Here is a 17,475-nt window from a genome sequence, read left to right as displayed (position 1 = left end):
GGCGCGAAAACCGCGCCGCGACAGCGCAGCGGCCGCCAAGGCCGCAGCTTGGCCAGCGTCGATTTCGGACGAGTCCTATACCCACACTCCGGTGCGACCGGCGATGCTGAAGCCTGTTCGCGCCTGCGCGCGGACCGCCCGATGAAACATCCATCTCCGTGATTTCTGGCCGCCGGCCCGTCCCGCAGTCGCGGGTCCGGCGGATTTTTTTGCCCGCGCCCGCGCCGCCGCCCCCCGTTGGGCACTCGCTCCGCGCCCGCCCGGTTCGGCCTCCGCCCTCGCCCTGGCGCCATCGCGACGCCGAAAACGTGGCGCCTACCACTTTTTGATTACTTGCGTTAGCCGGTTTCTGGCCGCTTCATTGACCCGGTTGTTATGACCGTGTTAAACCCGAATGACATCGCTGTCAGTCCCCCTTGCAGGAGCCTTCATGCACGCCAGCCGCACGCACCGCCTCCGCGCCCGCCATCCTTTGACCCTCGGTCTGCTGATCGCCCTGGCCGCGCCCGCCGCGCTGGCCCAGCAGCCCGCGCCGCAAGCCGACGCCAAGACCCTCGACCAGGTCATCGTCACCGGCACCCGCGTGTCCGACCGCACCGTGGCCGAGTCCACCGCGCCGATCGACATCATCACCCCCGAAACCCTGGAAGCCAGCGGCACGGTCGAGCTGGCCACCGCCCTGGCCCGCGCCCTGCCTTCGCTGAATTTCCCGCGCCCGGCGATCACCGACGGCACCGACGCGGTGCGCCCCGCCCAGCTGCGCGGCCTGGCGCCCGACCAGGTGCTGGTGCTGGTCAACGGCAAGCGCCGCCACACCACCGCGTTGATCAACCTCAACGGCAGCCAGGGCCGCGGCTCTTCGCCGGTCGATCTCAACGCGATCCCGATCGCGTCGATCGAACGCGTGGAAGTGCTGCGCGACGGCGCCTCCGCGCAGTACGGCTCCGACGCCATCGCCGGCGTGGTCAACATCGTGCTCAAGGGTTCCGGCAAGGGCGGCTCGATCGCCGCGCGCTACGGCCAGTACAGCGCCGGCGACGGCGAGCAGTACCAGCTCTCCGGCGATGTCGGTTTCGAAGGCGAGCGCGGCTGGCTGCGCCTGGCCGCGCAAGGCGGCCATCAGGACCAGACCAATCGCGCGAGGCCGTTCCAGGGCGTGGTCGAACAGCGCTACGGCGATCCGGAAATCGACCAGGGCGCGTTCTCCTACAACGGCGAATTCAAGCCGGTCGATTACCTGAGCTTCTATTCCTTCGGCAGCTACAGCGAGCGCGACGTGCTGTCCAACGGCTATTTCCGCTTCGCCGCCGACCCGCGCAACATCCCTTCGATCTATCCCAACGGCTTCCTGCCGCAGATCCACAACATCAGCAAGGACCGCGCCGCGGTGTTCGGCGTGCGCAGCGAAACCGCCGGCGGCACCCAGATCGACCTGAGCTACAACTACGGCCACAACGGCCTGACCTTCGACATCGAGAACACCCTCAACCGCAGCCTGGGCCCGACCTCGCCGCGCAAGTTCTACGCCGGCGCGCTGGAAGTGACCCAGCAGGTGCTCAACCTCGACTTCACCCGCCCGGTCGACTTCGGCTGGAAGTACCCGATCACCTTCGCCTGGGGCGCGGAATGGCGCGGCGAGGAATTCAGCCAGCGCACCGGCGAGCCGCTGTCCTACGCCAACGGCGGCGTGCCCGCGTCGAACGGCCAGATCATTCCCGGCGCGCAGGTGTTTTCCGGCTTTCGCGCCAGCGACGCCGGCGAGTTCGACCGCCACAGCTATTCGTTCTATCTCGACGTGGAAGGCGACCTGACCGACAAGTTCTCCGCCGGCGTGGCCGCGCGCTACGAGAGCTACAGCGATTTCGGCGACACCACCTCGGGCAAGCTGTCGGCGCGTTACGCCTTCACCGACAAGGTCGCGCTGCGCGCCACCGCCTCCACCGGCTTCCGCGCGCCGTCGCTGCAGCAGCAGTACTTCCAGTCCATCGCCACCAACTTCATCAGCGGCATTCCCTACGAGATCGGCACCTTCCGCGTCGACAACCCGGCCGCGGTGGCGCTGGGCTCGGAGCCGCTCAAGGCCGAGGAATCGACCAACTACAGCCTCGGCCTGGTGCTGCAGCCGGCCGACGGTTTGTACATCACGGTGGATGCGTACCACATCAAGGTCGACGACCGCATCTTGCTGTCGGAGAACCTGACCAGCACCGCGGTGCGCAACTACCTGCAGGCCAACGGCTATCCGGGCATCGGCGGCGGCCGCTATTTCACCAATGCGGTCGATACCAAGACCCAGGGCGTGGATATCGTCGCGACTCAGGCCTGGGATCTGGCGGCGGGCAAGTTCAACCTCACTCTTGGTTACAACTACTCCAAGACCGAAATCGAAAACATCGCGCCGAACCCGCCGCGGCTGGCGGCGATCGACCCGGCCGCGGTGCGCATCGGCCGCACCGAGATCGGCCGCATCACCAAGGGCGCGCCGAAGGACAAGTTCTTCCTCAGCGGCGACTGGAAGACCGGCAACTGGAGCTTCAACGCCACCGCCACCCGCTATGGCGAGTTCACCGAACTGCACGCGACCGACCCGCTGCAGGACCAGACCTTCAGCGCCAAGTGGACCCTGGACCTGGCCGCGACCTACCGCTTGAACCAGTGGGACTTCACCGTCGGCGGCGACAATGTGCTCAACGAGTATCCCGACGAGTCCAAGCTGGTGCGCGGCACCCGCAACTACCTGCCGTACAACACGGCCTCGCCGTTCGGCTTCAATGGCGCGTTCGCGTATTTGAAGGTGGGGTACAAGTGGTGATGCGGCTGGCGGTTTGAATGCGCGAGCGAAGGCCCGGAGCGATCCGGGCCTTTGCTTTTTGCGCGGCCCTCATCCGCCCCTGCTTCCGCAGGGGCAGGCTCTTCGGGCACCTTCTCCCGCAAGCGGGAGAAGGAACAGCGAGCGACGCTGCCGCAGGAAGCCCCTCTCCCGCTTGCGGGGTGAGGGGCTGCGCTTGCGAGCCATTGGCTCGCGCAGCACCGAACGCCCGAACGCTCTGCGTTCGGGCCGGGGTGGGGTTGGGGTGAGGGCCGTCACACTCGCCACCGCCTCCCCTTTCCGGCACATCCCCACCGCCGCCGAATCGGCTATACAACGCCAGCGCCACCCGCGCGCCCCGCTGCCAGCACGCCACCCCGGAGCCCTTCGATGCGCCCGATCGCCCTGCTGTCGCTGTCCCTCACCCTATGCGCCGCACTCGCCGCCCACGCCGCCCACGCCGCGCCCGCCACCCGCGACTATGCCGTTCTGATGCAGGGCCGCCCCGCTGGCGAGCAGAAAGTCGCCGTCGCCGCCGACGGCTCGGTCCGGGTCGACTTCCACTACACCGACCGCGGCCGCGGCGACCGCAGCACCACGCGCTGGCGCGCCAACGACGACGGCACCCTGCGCGAATACAGCGGCAGCGGCAACGACTACCTGCTCACTGCGTTCGAAGAGAGCTACCGCACAGACGGCGCCAAGGCGCGCTGGAAAAACCCCAGCGAACAAGGCGAACGCGACCTCGCCGCGCCGGCGTTCTTCCTGCCGCCGCAAGCCGCGCCGGAAGCCACCGGCGCGCTCGCCCGCGCCTTGCTCAAGGCGCCGCAAGGCAAGCTGGCGCTGCTGCCGGCCGGCGAGGCGCGGATCGAACGCGTCGGCGAGTATCCGATCGCCGGCCGCCAGGGCACGGTGAACCTGCGGCTGTACAGCATCCTCGGGCTCGACTTCACCCCGCGCATGGTCTGGCTGCGCGAAGATGGCAGCACCGCCGCGACCATCGCCGCCTCGGGCTGGTTCATCACCGTCGACCGCGAGTTCGAGCCAGCGGTGGCGAAACTGACCGAACTGCAGGAAGCCGCCGGCGCGCGCTGGGGCGCCGAGTTCGCCCAGCGCCTCACCCACGCGCCCAAGGGGCCGCTGCTGATCCGCAACGCGCGCCTGTTCGACCCGCGCGACCTCAGCGTCGCCGCCGGCAGCAGCGTACTGGTCGAGAACGAGCGCATCGTCCGGGTCGGCCCCGACGCGCAGGTGCGCGCGCCGCAGGGGGCGCAAGTGATCGATGCGCGCGGCCGCTTCCTGATGCCCGGCCTGTGGGACGTGCACAAGCACTACAGCAGCACCGAAGACGGCGCGCTCGACATCGCCGCCGGCGTCACCAGCACGCGCGACATCGCCAACAACTTCGACACCTTCCTGGAGCGGGTCAAACGCTTCGACGCCGGCAGCGAAATCGGCCCGCGCGTGCTGATGGCCGGCTTCATCGACGGCCCCGGCCCCTACGCCGGCCCGACCAAGATGCTGGTGTCCACGCCGGAGGAAGCGATCAAGGCGGTCGACTTCTACGCCGACCGCGGCTACATGCAGATCAAGAGCTATTCCTCGCTGAAACCCGAGCTGGTGCCGGTGCTCGCCGACCGCGCCCACGCGCGCGGCCTGCGCTACAGCGGCCACGTGCCGGCGTCGATGTCGGCGCGGCAGTTCATCGAGAACGGCGCCGACGAGTTGCAGCACTTGCTCTACGTCGAGCTCAACTTCATGTACCCCGGGGTCAAGGACACCCAGAGCATGCAGCGGCTGACCGCGGTCGCCGCGCACGCGCACGAGTACCCGCCCGAAGCGCCGCCGGTGCGCGAGTTCATCGACTTCCTCAAGCGCCACCGCACCGTGATCGACGCGACCATGGCGCTGGAGGAAGACCTGTTCGGCGGCGACCCGACCGACAAGACCCCGCCGGGCCTGCGCGGCGTGGCCGAACGCTTTCCGCCGCAGGCGCGACGCAACCTCAGCTGGGGCGCGCTGAAGCCGCCGCACGGCCAGGAAGAAGCCTACAAGCAGGCGTTCCCGAGCATGCTCAAGCTGCTCAAGGCGCTGCACGACGCCGGCGTGACGATCCTGCCCGGCACCGACGCCATGGCCGGCTACATGCTGCACGCCGAACTGGAAGCCTATGCGCGCGCCGGCATCCCCAACGCCGAAGTGCTGCGGCTGGCGACGCTGACGCCGGCGCAGGTGCTGGGCGTGGACAAGGACCGCGGCGTGATCGCACCGGGCAAGTACGCCGACCTGGTGTTGATCGACGGCGACCCGCTCAAGGACATGCGCGACATCCGCAAGGTCGTGGCGGTGTTCAAGGGCGGCAAGCGCTTCGATCCGGGCGAGATCGAGCAGGCGTTGGGGATCGCGCCGCGTCAGGCGGCTGCGGTGACGGCGGCTGGCGGACGCTGACGCCGGGGTTTGCGGTGGCGCGGTCGCGGCTTGCGCCGCTCCTACAGGAGGACATCGCGGCTACGTTTCTCCCTCTAGGAGCGGCGCAAGCCGCGACCGCGACAACCCGAACCACCGCGCGACCGCCCTGCCCCGAGCACCAACCCGAACGCAAAAACGGCCCGCATCGCGGGCCGTTTTCGTCGCTCCGATGTACCCCGCGCCTCAACCCTTGGCGAACATCAGATGCCCGCCCGCGGCATCCACCCGGATCGTATCGCCGCTGACGAATTCCCCGCTGAGGATCCTCGTAGCCAGCGGATTCTCGATCTGCTGCTGCACCGCGCGCTTGAGCGGCCGCGCGCCGTAGACCGGGTCGAAGCCGACGTTGCCGATCAAGGTCAACGCCGCCTCGCTCAGCGCCAGCTTCAAGCCGCGCTCGCCCAGGCGCTTCTCCAAGCCGTGCAGCTGGATCTTGGCGATCTCGCGGATCTGGCTCTTCTCCAGCGGGTGGAACACCACGATGTCGTCGAGGCGGTTGATGAACTCCGGGCGGAAGTGGGTCTGGACCACGCCCATCACCGCCGCCTTCATCTGCGTGTAGGCCTCCGGCGAGGAATCGCTGCTGAGCTCCTGGATCATCTGCGAGCCCAGGTTCGAGGTCATCACGATCACCGTGTTGCGGAAATCCACGGTGCGGCCCTGGCCGTCGGTGAGGCGGCCGTCGTCGAGCACCTGCAGCAGGATGTTGAACACGTCCGGGTGCGCCTTCTCGACTTCGTCGAGCAGGATCACGCTGTAGGGACGGCGCCGCACCGCTTCGGTGAGATAACCGCCCTCTTCATAGCCGACATAGCCCGGAGGCGCGCCGACCAGGCGGCTGACCGCGTGCTTCTCCATGAACTCGCTCATGTCGATGCGGATCATCGCGTCGGACGAGTCGAACAGGAATTCGGCCAGCGCCTTGCACAGTTCGGTCTTGCCCACGCCGGTCGGGCCGAGGAACAGGAACGAACCGCTGGGACGGTTGGGATCGGACAGGCCGGCGCGCGAACGCCGCACCGCGTCGGACACCACCCGCACCGCCTCGTCCTGGCCGACCACGCGCGCGTGCAGCGCCTGCTCCATCTTCAGCAGCTTGTCGCGCTCGCCTTCGAGCATCTTCGCCACCGGGATGCCGGTCCAGCGCGCGACGACTTCGGCGATCTCCTCGGCGGTGACCTTGTCCTGCAGCAGCTTGAAGCCCTGGGTCTCGGCTTCCTGCGCGGCTTTGAGCTGCTTTTCCAGCTCGGGCATGCGGCCGTACTGGATCTCGCTCATGCGGGCGAAGTCCTGGGTGCGTTGCGCGGCTTCCAGGTCGAGCTTGGCCTGCTCGATCTGCTCCTTGATCTTGGTCGCGCCCTGCAAGGTGGCCTTCTCGGCCTTCCACACTTCTTCCAGGTCGTTGAACTCGCGTTCGAGCGTGGCGATCTCGGCTTCCAGATCGGCCAGGCGCTGCTTGGATTCGGCGTCCTTCTCCTTCTTCAGCGCCTCGCGCTGGATCTTGAGCTGGATCAGCCGGCGTTCCTTGCGATCGAGCTCTTCCGGCTTGGAGTCGATCTCCATGCGGATGCGCGAGGCCGCCTCGTCCATCAGGTCGATGGCCTTGTCGGGCAACTGGCGGTCGGCGATGTAGCGGTGCGACAGAGTCGCCGCGGCGACGATCGCCGGGTCGGTGATCTCCACGCCGTGGTGCACGGCGTAGCGCTCCTTGAGCCCGCGCAGGATCGCGATGGTGTCCTCCACCGTCGGCTCGCCGACGAACACCTTCTGGAAGCGGCGCTCCAGCGCGGCGTCCTTCTCCACGTACTTGCGGTATTCGTCCAGCGTGGTCGCGCCGATGCAGTGCAGCTCGCCGCGCGCCAGCGCCGGCTTGAGCATGTTGCCCGCGTCCATCGCGCCTTCGGCCTTGCCGGCGCCGACCATGGTGTGCAGTTCGTCGATGAACAAGATCACCTGGCCTTCGTTCTTGGACAGGTCGTTGAGCACCGCTTTGAGCCGCTCTTCGAATTCGCCGCGGAACTTGGCGCCGGCGATCAGCGCGCCCATGTCCAGCGAGAGCACGCGCTTGCCGCGCAGGCCCTCGGGGACTTCGTTGTTGATGATGCGCTGGGCCAGGCCTTCGACGATCGCGGTCTTGCCCACGCCGGGTTCGCCGATCAGCACCGGGTTGTTCTTGGTCCGGCGCTGCAGCACCTGGATGGTGCGGCGGATTTCTTCATCGCGGCCGACCACCGGATCGAGCTTGCCGTTCTCGGCGCGCGCGGTCAGGTCGATGCAGTACTTTTCCAGCGCCTGGCGCTGTTCTTCGGCGTTTTCCGATTGCACGCTCTCGCCTCCGCGCAGTTTTTCGATGGCCGCATCCAACTTGGCCTTGGTCGCGCCCGCGGCCTTGAGCGCGCGGCCGGCGTCGCCGCCGTCGTCGAGCGCGGCGAGCAGGAACAGTTCGCTGGCGATGAAGGCATCGTTGCGCTGCTGCGCCAGCTTGTCGGTGACGTTGAGCAGCCGCACCAGGTCGTTGCCGAGCGAGACGTTGCCGGCCTGGCCGCTGACCTTGGGCAGCTTCTCCAGCGCCTCGCCCAGGCGTTCGCGCAGCAGCGGCACGTTGACGCCGGACTGGGCCAGCAAGGGGCGCGTACTGCCGCCGCTCTGGTCGAGCAAGGCGGTCAGCAGGTGCGCCGGTTCGATCACGCTGTGGTCGCGCCCGACCGCCAGCGATTGCGCGTCCTGCAAAGCCTGCTGGAAGCGCGAGGTCAGCTTGTCCATCCGCATGGAGGGTTCTCCGAAAGGTAGGTGGCGGCTGCCGCGCGAGTCTGCCAAGCGGGCCGCGAATGACCTGTTAATGCGGGCTTTGGCGGGTGTTTCAAGATGGCTGGAGACGCGGAATTCAGCCAATGGGACGACCGGGGACGGGCGATTCGGGGCCCGGAAAAAACGAATCCCCCGGCCGCGGGCGCGGCTCGGGGGATCGGTTGCGCGAAGTCCCGGCGGCCGCGGACGGCGCCGGAACCGGGTATCAGACCCGCGAGGTCGGCTGCAGGATTTCGACCCAGTAGCCGTCCGGGTCCTTGATGAAGGCGATGTCCTTCATGCGCCCGTCGGTGAGGCGCTTCTGGAACGCCACGCCGAGCTGCTCGAAGCGCGCGCAGGCCGCTTCCACGTCCGGCACCGATACGCAGATGTGGCCGAAGCCGCGCGGCTCGCTGTTGCCGTGGTGGTAGGCGAAGTCCGCGTCGTGCTCGGTGCCGTGGTTGTGGGTGAGTTCGAGCACGCCGCGCTGGCTCAGCAGCCACTGCCCGCGCGCCGGCTCTTCGGCCGGAATCTGCGCCGGGTCGTTCACCAGCACCAGGAAGTACAGGCTGAATTGCGCCTCATTGAAGTCGCGCTTGCGCACCAAAGTGAAGCCGAGCACGCGGGTGTAGAAATCCAGCGAGGCCTGGGGATCCTTGATCCGCAACATGGTGTGGTTGAACACGAAGTCGCGGGTCGCGGCCTCCGGGTTCGCGGTCACGCCGGGCACGGCGTTGAGTTCGTTCTGCAGGGACATGGCGCGGGCCGGTGTGGGGAGACGGAAGAACTGGGGCCTGCGGCGCCGGCTCTCAAGCCTGCGCCGGCGGTTCGACCGGATCGCGCTGCAGCGACAGCAGGATCAGCAAGGCCGCCAGCCCGACATAGGCGCCGATGAACTGCCAGGCGATGACCTTCTGCAAGCCCTCCAGCGCCCACGGCAGGTACACGCCGCCGCGCGGGTCGACCGAATGGATGATCCCGAACAGCGCCAGCGCGGCGCCGCCGAGCAGGAACGCCGCGGCGCGGCGCAGGCGGCCGTCGACCATCGCCGCCACCGCCGAGGTCCAGATCATCGAGGTCATGATGAAGCCGTTGCCCAGGGTCACGATCACCGCCAGTTCCGGCAGGCCGTGGCCGTCGAGCGCGCTGGCCAGTTCGGCGTGGCGGGCCGGGTCGATCCAGGCCGGGTTGCCGGTCTTGATCGACAGCATGTACGCGATCGGCGGCAGGAAGCCGAACACCATCGCGGTGGCGTGCTTGCTCGGCGTGGCCTGGAACGCCTGGGTGGTGATGTCGAGCGCCACGTAGACGATGATCGGCGCCAGCACCGCCAACGGCAGCCACTGCACCAGCCCCGAGACGATGCCGAGCATGCCGCCCAGGCCGATGAACAAGCCGGTCAACAAGGTGTAGCCGCTGCGCGCGCCCATGTGCTTGTAGGCGGGCTGGCCGATGTAGGGCGTGGTCTGGGCGACGCCGCCGACGAAGCCGGCGACCAAGGTCGAGAACGCCTCCGCCAGCAGGATGTCGCGGGTGCGGTAATCGTCGCCCGCGGCGCGCGCGCTCTCGCTGACGTTGATGCCGCCGACGATCATCAGCAGGCCGAACGGCAGCAGCAGCGGCAGGAACGGCACGGTGTGCGGCAGGCCTTCGATGAAGCCGAGCGTGGGCAGCGGCAGTACGAGTTGCAGCGGTTGCGGGGTCGGCCAAACGAAGCCCGGCGCTCCCAACCCCAGCGCACCGAAGCCGTAGAACAACACCGTGCCGAACACGAACGCGACGAACACCCCCGGCAATTTCACCGGCAGCTTGCCCTTCGCCACCAGCACGTACAGCAGCAAGCCGAGCGTCATGAACCCGACCAGCGGCGAGCGCAGCGTCTCGATCAGCGGCAAGAAGCCCATCAGCACCAGCGCGGTGCCGGCGATGGAGCCGAGCAGGCCGGCGCGCGGGATCAGCCGGGTGACCGCGTCGCCGGCGAAAGACAGCACGAACTTCAGCGCGCCCATCACCACCAGCGAGGCCATGCCGAGCTTCCAGGTGGCGTCGGCCGCGGCGGCCTCGTCCAGGCCGGCCTGCTTGAAGCCGACGAAGGCCGGGCCGAGCACCAGCAGCGCCATGCCGATGCTGGTCGGTGCGTCCAGGCCCAGCGGCATCGCGGTGACATCGATGCGTCCGCTGCGCGCGGCCAGCCGCCGCGCCATCCAGGTATAGATGAGGTTGCCGACCAACACGCCGAACGCGGTGCCGGGAAACATGCGGGTGTAGATGACCTCGGCCGGGAAGCCGAAGATGCCAATCAGCGCGGCGGCGATGAAGCCGAGGATCGACAGGTTATCGACGACCAGGCCGAAGAAACCGTTGAAGTCGCCGGGGACGAACCACGAGCGCTGCATTCGCTTGGAATCGACGTTCACCGTCCGCGTCCCCCGTACCTCTCGCCCGACGCGAGCCGCGTCCATCCAAGCGCATCCCGCGCGGAAGCCGGCGCGGACCCGAAACACGATGCTGGCCAGCCAGCGGGAACGTAGCTCATGGACGGTACTCGTAACGCGGAAAGGGACGCTTCCATGCCGGGCGGGCCTGCGATCCGTTCGCAGTCGCGAGTGTGCCGCCAATCGGCCGGCTTGGGGCGATTCCAGGGCGAAGGATGGGTTATTGGGTCATGCCAACCGAAGCGACGAAGCCCCGCCGCCCCCACCCGAAGCCCGCCCCCTCCCAGCGCTTTGCCCGCGCCATTCCCGCGAAAGCCGGAATCCGGTTCGATCCCGCTCCCACTACGGCGTGGCTACCGTTCGGATAGACCAACAGACTCCCGGCTTTCGCCGAACAGCCGCGAAGCACCCCTGTAGGAGCGGCGCGAGCCGCGACCGCGAAACCTGGCTTGCGTCGTAAGCGCGATGTCGCGGTCGCGGCTCGCGCCGCTCCTACAGGAGGCAGCCCATTTTCCACAAGCAACTGAAACGACAACGCCGCGAACGACCGCGAACGCAAGCACCGCAACCCCACGGCAACCTACTCCACCACCTCCAACCACCCGCGATACCGCGCCAGCAACCCCACCACCGGCAACTGCGCGTCGACCTCGAAGTGATACCGCCCTTCGCGCTCGAACTCGCGCGCACGCACGCCGGCGAACCAGCCGCGCGGCAGCGGCAGGCCGAACGCGCGCACCCGCATCAGCCGCCAGCTCAATCCTGGGTCGCGGCCGTCGCCTTCGCCGTGCTCGGCGCCGTAGCTGCGCGGGGCGCCCATCGCCGCCGCCGGCACCGCCGCGGAGGAGACCGTGATCGAGTCGCCCGTGTGCGCCGACACCGTGCGCGCCAGCGCCGCTTCGGGCGCCTCGCCGATGGGTTCGAGCGCGAACGCGAAGCGCATCGGGCCCAGCCGTTCCAGCACCAGTCCGTCGCGCCCGGCCAGGCGCGAGCGCATCGTCGACTTACCGAATCGGCGGATCCAGGTCTCGCCGCTCGGGCCGGCCTGGATCTCGACGTCGACCGGCCCGGCATACGCCTTGGGCAGCCGCACGATGCGGGCGAAGACCCGCGACAGCAGGCCGTGGCCGCGTTCGACCTCGGCTTCGCCGCGATAGACGCAGCGCCCGCTGCGCCCATGCAGCAGCCGCAAGGTTCGCGGCAACAGCACGAAGCGCACGCCGAGCACGCGCGGATACAGGCCTTCGCGCGCGCCCAGGCGCTCTGTGTCGCGCGAACCTTTGACTGCGCCCGCGCCCACTACAAACCACGCAGCTCGGCAGGCACCGCATAGCGGCGGCCGTCGAATGGCAGGCGCTGGCTGGTCTTGCGCTTGGCCCCTTGGACCTCGGCGCAATCCTCGCGCTTGGCGACGTTGCGGTTGTCCTGCGCGACCGAGTTGACCGTCAGGCCGGCGTAGCCGTGGTCGCGCTTGGCGTCGATGGCGACGGTGCGCTGCACGGTCTCGAACTCGCCCGCGCAATTGCCGTCCCACTCGCCGCGGTCGAGCGACACTTGCAGGTTGCTCAGCACCGGCCGCAACTTGTTCTCGCCGTCGGCGGCGTAGAGGTTCAGCACCGTGCTTTCGTAGGGATTGACCCGCGAAGAGCCGCTGTAGGTCACGCGCACACCGAAAGCGGTGGTGGCCTCGTTGAGGCGATAACGCGCGGTGTCCAGGGTTACCGAGGAGATCCGCATCGCATCGGAGGTCAGCGCGTCGTTCTCGCGGTAACGCTGCAGGATGCGCGGCTTGGCCGAGTCGGCGACCAGCACTTCCAGGTCGGCGACATCGACGTCGCCGCTGGCCGCGTCGTGGCGCAGGCGCACCGCCAGCAAGGTCTTGCCGGGCGAGGCCGGCCAGACCTTGCAGGCCACGTCGTCGAGCTTGATCCAGCGCTTGGGCGATCCGGGGGTGCGCAGGAATTCGCCGTCGTCGCCGGTCTCGCTGTCCGCGCCCGGATAGGCCGCCAGCAGCAGCTCATAGGAACGCTCGTCGCAACCGTCGCCGGCGCGCGCGTCGAAGGACACCGCGCCGCAGGCCGCGGCGAGGCAGAGCGAAAGGAATAGAGCCGTCCGTGGGACCGCGTGCGTCATCGTTGCATCCAGATCAGAGTCGCCATGCGTCCGGTGCGGCGGTCGCGGCGGTGGGAATAGAAACGGTCGGGCTCCGATATCGTGCACAGCCCGCCGCCGTGAATATGATCGGCGCGCACTCCGGCGCGCGCCAGCCGCTGCCGCGCCAGCGCGTACAGATCGACCAGCCAATGCCCTGGCCGGGTCGCGACGAACGCGGCTTCGGTCGCGGCATCGACGGCGAGGAAGGCGTCGCGCACGTCGGCGCCGATTTCGTAGCGCTGCGGCCCCGCGGCCGGGCCCAGCCAGGCGCGCAGGCGCGCGGGTTCGCTGCGCATCGCCGCGACTGTGGCTTCCAGCACGCCATCGGCGAGCCCGCGCCAGCCGGCGTGGGCGGCGCCGACTTCGCTGCCGTCGTCGGCCGCCAGCAGCACCGGCAGGCAGTCGGCAGTGAGGATCGCCAGCACCGTGCCCGGCGTGGCGGTCACCGCGGCGTCGGCTTCGGGTTCGCCGCCGTCGCCCGCGTCGTCGAATCGGACCACGCCGGCGCCGTGCACCTGATGCAGCCAGCGCGGCGCCGACGGCAACCCGGCCGCCTGCGCCAGCAGTTCGCGATTGCGCAGCACCGCGGCCGGCTCGTCGCGCTGCTCGCCGTAGAGCGTGCCCAGGTTGAGCGCATCGAACGGCGCCTGCGACACGCCCAGGCCGCGGCGTACGCTGGTGAAGCCGCGCACGCCCGGCGGCCCCGACCAGTCGGCTTCGATCCAAGGTCTCGCCGCGTCGGCGCTCACCGCCCGGCCTCGGCCGCGGCGCGCGAATCGGCGCGCAGCTCGGCGATCAGCTGCAGCATGTCGGCCGGCACCGGCGCGGTGCAGCGCACCGGCTCGCCGCTGACCGGGTGGACGAATTCCAGGGTCTCGGCGTGCAGCGCCTGGCGCTTGAAGCCGCGCAGGGCTTCCACCAGCGAATCGCTGGCGCCCTTGGGCAGCTTGAGCGGGCCGCCGTAGAGCGGATCGCCGACGATGGGATGCTTGAAGTGCTGCATGTGCACGCGGATCTGGTGGGTGCGGCCGGTTTCCAGGCGGCACTCCAACAAGGTGTGGGCGCGGAAGCGCTCGCGCAGGCGGTAATGGGTGACCGCGTCGCGGCCGTCCTCGCGCACGGCCATGCGCAGGCGGTCGCGCGGGTGGCGGTCGATCGCGGCGTTGGCGGTGCCGCCGGAGACCAGCGCGCCGACCACCACGGCCAGGTATTGGCGGTGGACTTCGCGCGCGGACAGCTGATCGACCAGCGAGGTGTGCGCCGGCAGGGTCCGCGCCACCACCATGACCCCGGAAGTGTCCTTGTCCAGGCGGTGGACGATGCCGGCGCGCGGCAGCGCGGCCAGCGACGGGTCGCGGTGCAGCAGGGCGTTGACCAGGGTGCCGGCGGGGTTGCCGGCGCCGGGGTGGACGACCAGCCCGGCCGGCTTGTCGAGCACGATCACCTCGGCGTCCTCGTACAGCACGTCCAGGGCGATGTCCTCGGCTATGGCGTGGGTCTGGGTGTCCAGGACCACGTTCAATTCGACCGTCTCGCCGCCCTGGACCGGGTCGCGCGGGCGCACCTCGCGGCCGTTCAGGCGGGCGTCGCCGGTCTTGATCCAGGCGGCCAGGCGCGAGCGCGAGTAATCGGGGAACAGTTCGGCCAGGACCGCGTCGAAGCGGCGGCCGGCGGCGGCGTCGGGCACGGTCGCGGTGAGGGTCTGGCGGGAGTCGGTCATTGCGGCGTCGGGGGCTCGTGAGGGAAGACGGGTCCGGTTAAGGGCTCGGACCCGCGGACTGCTATTATCGGCTCTTCGTGCCTCCGGCGCCTGTCGATGCCTGCCATGACCGTACGTTCCACCCCGTCCCGCGCCGTCCTGCGCCTTGTTTCCCTGCTGCTGATCGTTGCCGTGGCCGGTACCGGCTGCTCGCGGGTCGGCAAGATGTTCAAGAAGAACAAGGACAGCGACGAAGGCCAGCCGGTCGAGGCGATCTACGAGAAGGCCCACAAGTCGATGACCAACGGCAACTGGGCCTCGGCCGAGGTCAGCTTCCGCCGCCTGGTCGCCCAGTACCCGTACGGCCCGTACACCGAGCAGGCGCTGATCGAAACCGCCTACGCCCAGTACAAGTCGGGCAAGCACGACGACGCGATCAGCAGCATCGACCGCTTCATCCGCACCTACCCGACCCACCGCAACATCGCCTATCTGTACTACCTGCGCGGCCTGGTCAATTCCAGCCGCGACACGGTGTTCCTGCAGAAGGTCTGGCGCCTGGACGTGAGCCGCCGCGACCTGGCCACGCCGATGCAGGCCTACAACGACTTCCAGATCGTGGTCGAGCGCTACCCGAACAGCCGCTACGCCGAAGACGCGCGCAAGCGCATGATCGTGCTGCGCGACACCTTCGCCCGCCACGAGCTCGACGTCTCGCTGTATTACCTGCGCCGCACCGCCTACGTGGCCGCGGCCGACCGCGCCAAGTTCCTGCTCGAGACCTACCCGCAGAGCCGCTACCAGTACGACGCGGTGGCGGTGCTGCTGAAGTCCTACGAGGGCCTGGACAACCAGGGCCTGGCCGGCGACGCCAAGCGCGTGCTGCAGCAGAACGATCCCAACCACCCGGCGCTGACCGGCAAGTGGCCGGATTACCCGAGCAACCTGCGCAAGCTCAACCCGTTCGCGGGCGAGAAGTCGGCGGTGGACAACCGCGACAAGCTCGAAGCCAAGCGCGCCGAGCAGGCCGGCAAGGGCCAGTAAGCCTCACCCTCCCCGCCGCAAGAAAAACGCCGCCCCAGGGCGGCGTTTTTCGTTTCATCAGGGACGATGATGCAACCGAAGCCCCTGTAGGAGCGGCGCAAGCCGCGACCGCGACACCGCGACTACGACGCCGCTTGCAGCGAGCCAAGCAACAATCCAGACCCCAAGCGATCTCGCACGAGAAGCCCTGGATTCCCGCCTTCGCGGGAAAGACGGCGATGTCGGTTCGCCGAACAACCGCGACCGGCCCCTGCAAGACAGATGCGAGCCGCGATCAACCGAAGCGATCGATACCACCCAACTATCCGAAGCCCGGCATCGGCCACGACGCCGCACGATCCAGGCCGCGTCGCAATCGCGATACCGCGGTCGCGGCTCGCGCCGCTCCTACAGGGAGCGACCCGGCAGAAGCCTCAGCCGGAATAGCGGTTGGTGATCGGATAACGCCGCTCGCGCCCGAACGCACGCCGCGAGACCTTCGGCCCCGGCGCGGCCTGATGCCGCTTCCATTCGCTGATCCGCACCAGCCGCAGCACCCGGTCGACGGTCGCGGCCTCGAAACCGGCCGCGACGATCTCCTCGCGCGACTGCTCCTGATCGACGTAACGCAGCAGGATCGCGTCGAGCACGTCGTACGGCGGCAGCGAATCCTGGTCCTTCTGGTTCTCGCGCAGTTCCGCCGACGGCGGCCGGTCGATCACCGCCCACGGAATCACCGGCGAGCCGGCGATGGCGTTGCGCCAGCGCGCCAGCGCGAACACCTCGGTCTTGTACAGGTCCTTGATCGGCGCATAGCCGCCGCACATGTCGCCGTAGATGGTGGCGTAGCCGACCGCGTACTCGCTCTTGTTGCCGGTGGTCAGCAGCAGGCCGCCGAACTTGTTGCTCATCGCCATCATCAGCGCGCCGCGGGTGCGCGACTGCAGGTTTTCTTCGGTCACGTCCACCGGCTTGCCGTCGAAGGCGTCGGCCAGGGTGTCGAGGAAGCCCTGGAACGGCTTTTCGATCGGCAGCGCCAACAGGCGCACGCCCTGGCTGGCGCATTGCTCGGCGGCCAGGTCGTTGGACAGGTCGGCGGTGTAGCGCGAGGGCATGCGCACCGCGACGACGTTCTCCGGCCCCAGCGCATCGACCGCGATGGCCATCACCAGCGACGAATCGATGCCGCCCGACAGCCCCAGCCAGACCTGGTCGAAGCCGTTCTTGCGGCAGTAGTCGCGGGTGCCGCGCACCACCGCGCGCCAGGCCAGCGCGTCGCGGCCTTCGTCGTTCTCCACTGGCCACGACACCGGCACGAAGCGGCGGGTCGCGTCGTCGTAATCGGCGACCAGCCAATGGTCCTCGAACGCCGCCGCGGCCGCGTGCACGCGGCCGTCGCCGTCGGCCAGCACCGAGGCGCCGTCGAACACCAGCGAGTCCTGGCCACCGACCACGTTGAGATAGGCCAGGGCCACGCCGGTCTCTCGCGCGCGCTGGTCCATCAGCGCGTCGCGCTGGGCGTGCTTGTCGCGCTCGAACGGCGAGGCGTTGGGCACCAGCACCAGGCTGGCGCCGGCGCGCGCGGTCGCCGCCAGCGGCTCGGCGAACCACAGGTCTTCGCAGATCACCACGCCGACCTGGACGCCCTTGACCTCGAACACCAGCGCTTCGCCGTCGGGATCGACATCGAAGTAGCGGCGCTCGTCGAACACCGCGTAGTTGGGCAGCTCGCGCTTGCGATACGTCGCCTCGACCCGGCCGCCGCGCAGCACGCTGGCGGCGTTGTACACCACCGCCCCGGCCGCCTGCGGCCAGCCGACCACGGCGACGATGCCGTGCGCGGCTGCGGCGACGCGCGCCAGCGCGGCCTCGCAATCGGCCAGGAAACTCGGGCGCAGCAGCAGGTCTTCCGGCGGGTAGCCGCTGATCGCCAGCTCCGGAAACAGCACCACGTCGGCGCCGTGCTCGTCGCGCGCCTGCGCGATCAGCGCAGCGATGCGCTCGGCGTTGCCGTCGACCGCGCCGACGGGGAAATCGAACTGGGCCAGGGCGATGCGCAGGGGTGCGGACATGCGGGTACTCGGTGTTCGCTAAGCGGC

The 17,475-nt window shown here is 69.1% G+C and carries 11 protein-coding genes; 3 read left to right on the top strand and 8 right to left on the bottom strand.

The genetic code is table 11. The annotated features are described in order from the left end of the window. The first annotated feature begins 430 nt into the window (after positions 1 to 430). Entirely contained in the window at positions 431 to 2,812 is a 2,382-nt protein-coding gene (locus BLU84_RS03050; RefSeq protein ID WP_074862753.1) for a TonB-dependent receptor plug domain-containing protein, read from the top strand. 387 nt (positions 2,813 to 3,199) lie between these two features. Further along, complete coding sequence (locus BLU84_RS03045) at positions 3,200 to 5,257, top strand: amidohydrolase family protein (protein ID WP_074862750.1); 2,058 nt, start codon at positions 3,200 to 3,202, stop codon at positions 5,255 to 5,257. A 204-nt stretch (positions 5,258 to 5,461) separates the two neighbouring features. Here the strand turns inward: BLU84_RS03045 and clpB are convergent, their stop codons facing one another. The 7 genes from clpB to rluD form a co-directional block, all read right to left on the bottom strand. Then, the gene (clpB, locus tag BLU84_RS03040; protein ID WP_074862747.1) at positions 5,462 to 8,047 is read right to left on the bottom strand and encodes an ATP-dependent chaperone ClpB; all 2,586 of its coding nucleotides are present in this window, start codon (positions 8,045 to 8,047) and stop codon (positions 5,462 to 5,464) included. Positions 8,048 to 8,291: 244 nt separating this feature from the next. After that, on the bottom strand, positions 8,292 to 8,822 hold the full coding sequence (gene gloA / locus BLU84_RS03035) for a lactoylglutathione lyase (RefSeq protein ID WP_074862745.1): 531 nt from the start codon (positions 8,820 to 8,822) through the stop codon (positions 8,292 to 8,294). Positions 8,823 to 8,874: 52 nt separating this feature from the next. Further along, positions 8,875 to 10,461 (bottom strand): SulP family inorganic anion transporter, encoded by a 1,587-nt coding sequence (locus tag BLU84_RS03030; RefSeq protein ID WP_074862742.1) that lies wholly within the window; start codon positions 10,459 to 10,461, stop codon positions 8,875 to 8,877. Between the two features lie 619 nt (positions 10,462 to 11,080). Beyond that, positions 11,081 to 11,800: a DUF4166 domain-containing protein gene (locus tag BLU84_RS27025; protein WP_074862740.1), complete on the bottom strand. Its 720-nt coding sequence runs from the start codon at positions 11,798 to 11,800 to the stop codon at positions 11,081 to 11,083. Beyond that, positions 11,800 to 12,567, bottom strand: coding sequence for a PA3715 family protein (locus BLU84_RS27020; RefSeq protein WP_074862737.1), 768 nt, complete (start codon positions 12,565 to 12,567; stop codon positions 11,800 to 11,802). Before BLU84_RS27020 ends, BLU84_RS27025 begins: the two co-directional genes overlap by 1 nt. 62 nt (positions 12,568 to 12,629) lie before the next feature. Next, the gene (pgeF, locus tag BLU84_RS03015) at positions 12,630 to 13,403 is read right to left on the bottom strand and encodes a peptidoglycan editing factor PgeF (protein WP_074862736.1); all 774 of its coding nucleotides are present in this window, start codon (positions 13,401 to 13,403) and stop codon (positions 12,630 to 12,632) included. Then, entirely contained in the window at positions 13,400 to 14,374 is a 975-nt protein-coding gene (gene rluD / locus BLU84_RS03010; protein ID WP_074862733.1) for a 23S rRNA pseudouridine(1911/1915/1917) synthase RluD, read from the bottom strand. The genes pgeF and rluD overlap by 4 nt, the downstream gene beginning before the upstream one ends. A gap of 105 nt (positions 14,375 to 14,479) precedes the next feature. On the opposite strand from rluD, the gene BLU84_RS03005 reads away from it, so the two are divergent. Continuing rightward, complete coding sequence (locus BLU84_RS03005) at positions 14,480 to 15,397, top strand: outer membrane protein assembly factor BamD (protein ID WP_074862730.1); 918 nt, start codon at positions 14,480 to 14,482, stop codon at positions 15,395 to 15,397. A gap of 413 nt (positions 15,398 to 15,810) precedes the next feature. On the opposite strand, the gene BLU84_RS03000 is transcribed toward BLU84_RS03005, so the two are convergent. Continuing rightward, positions 15,811 to 17,448: an NAD+ synthase gene (locus tag BLU84_RS03000; RefSeq protein WP_074862726.1), complete on the bottom strand. Its 1,638-nt coding sequence runs from the start codon at positions 17,446 to 17,448 to the stop codon at positions 15,811 to 15,813. Positions 17,449 to 17,475 lie beyond the last annotated feature (27 nt).

Source organism: Lysobacter enzymogenes (genome assembly GCF_900106525.1).
In the GTDB taxonomy this organism is placed as follows: Bacteria; Pseudomonadota; Gammaproteobacteria; order Xanthomonadales; family Xanthomonadaceae; genus Lysobacter; species Lysobacter enzymogenes.
Note: the sequence above shows the minus strand (reverse complement) of the source record. Positions and strands in the feature narration are given on the sequence as shown.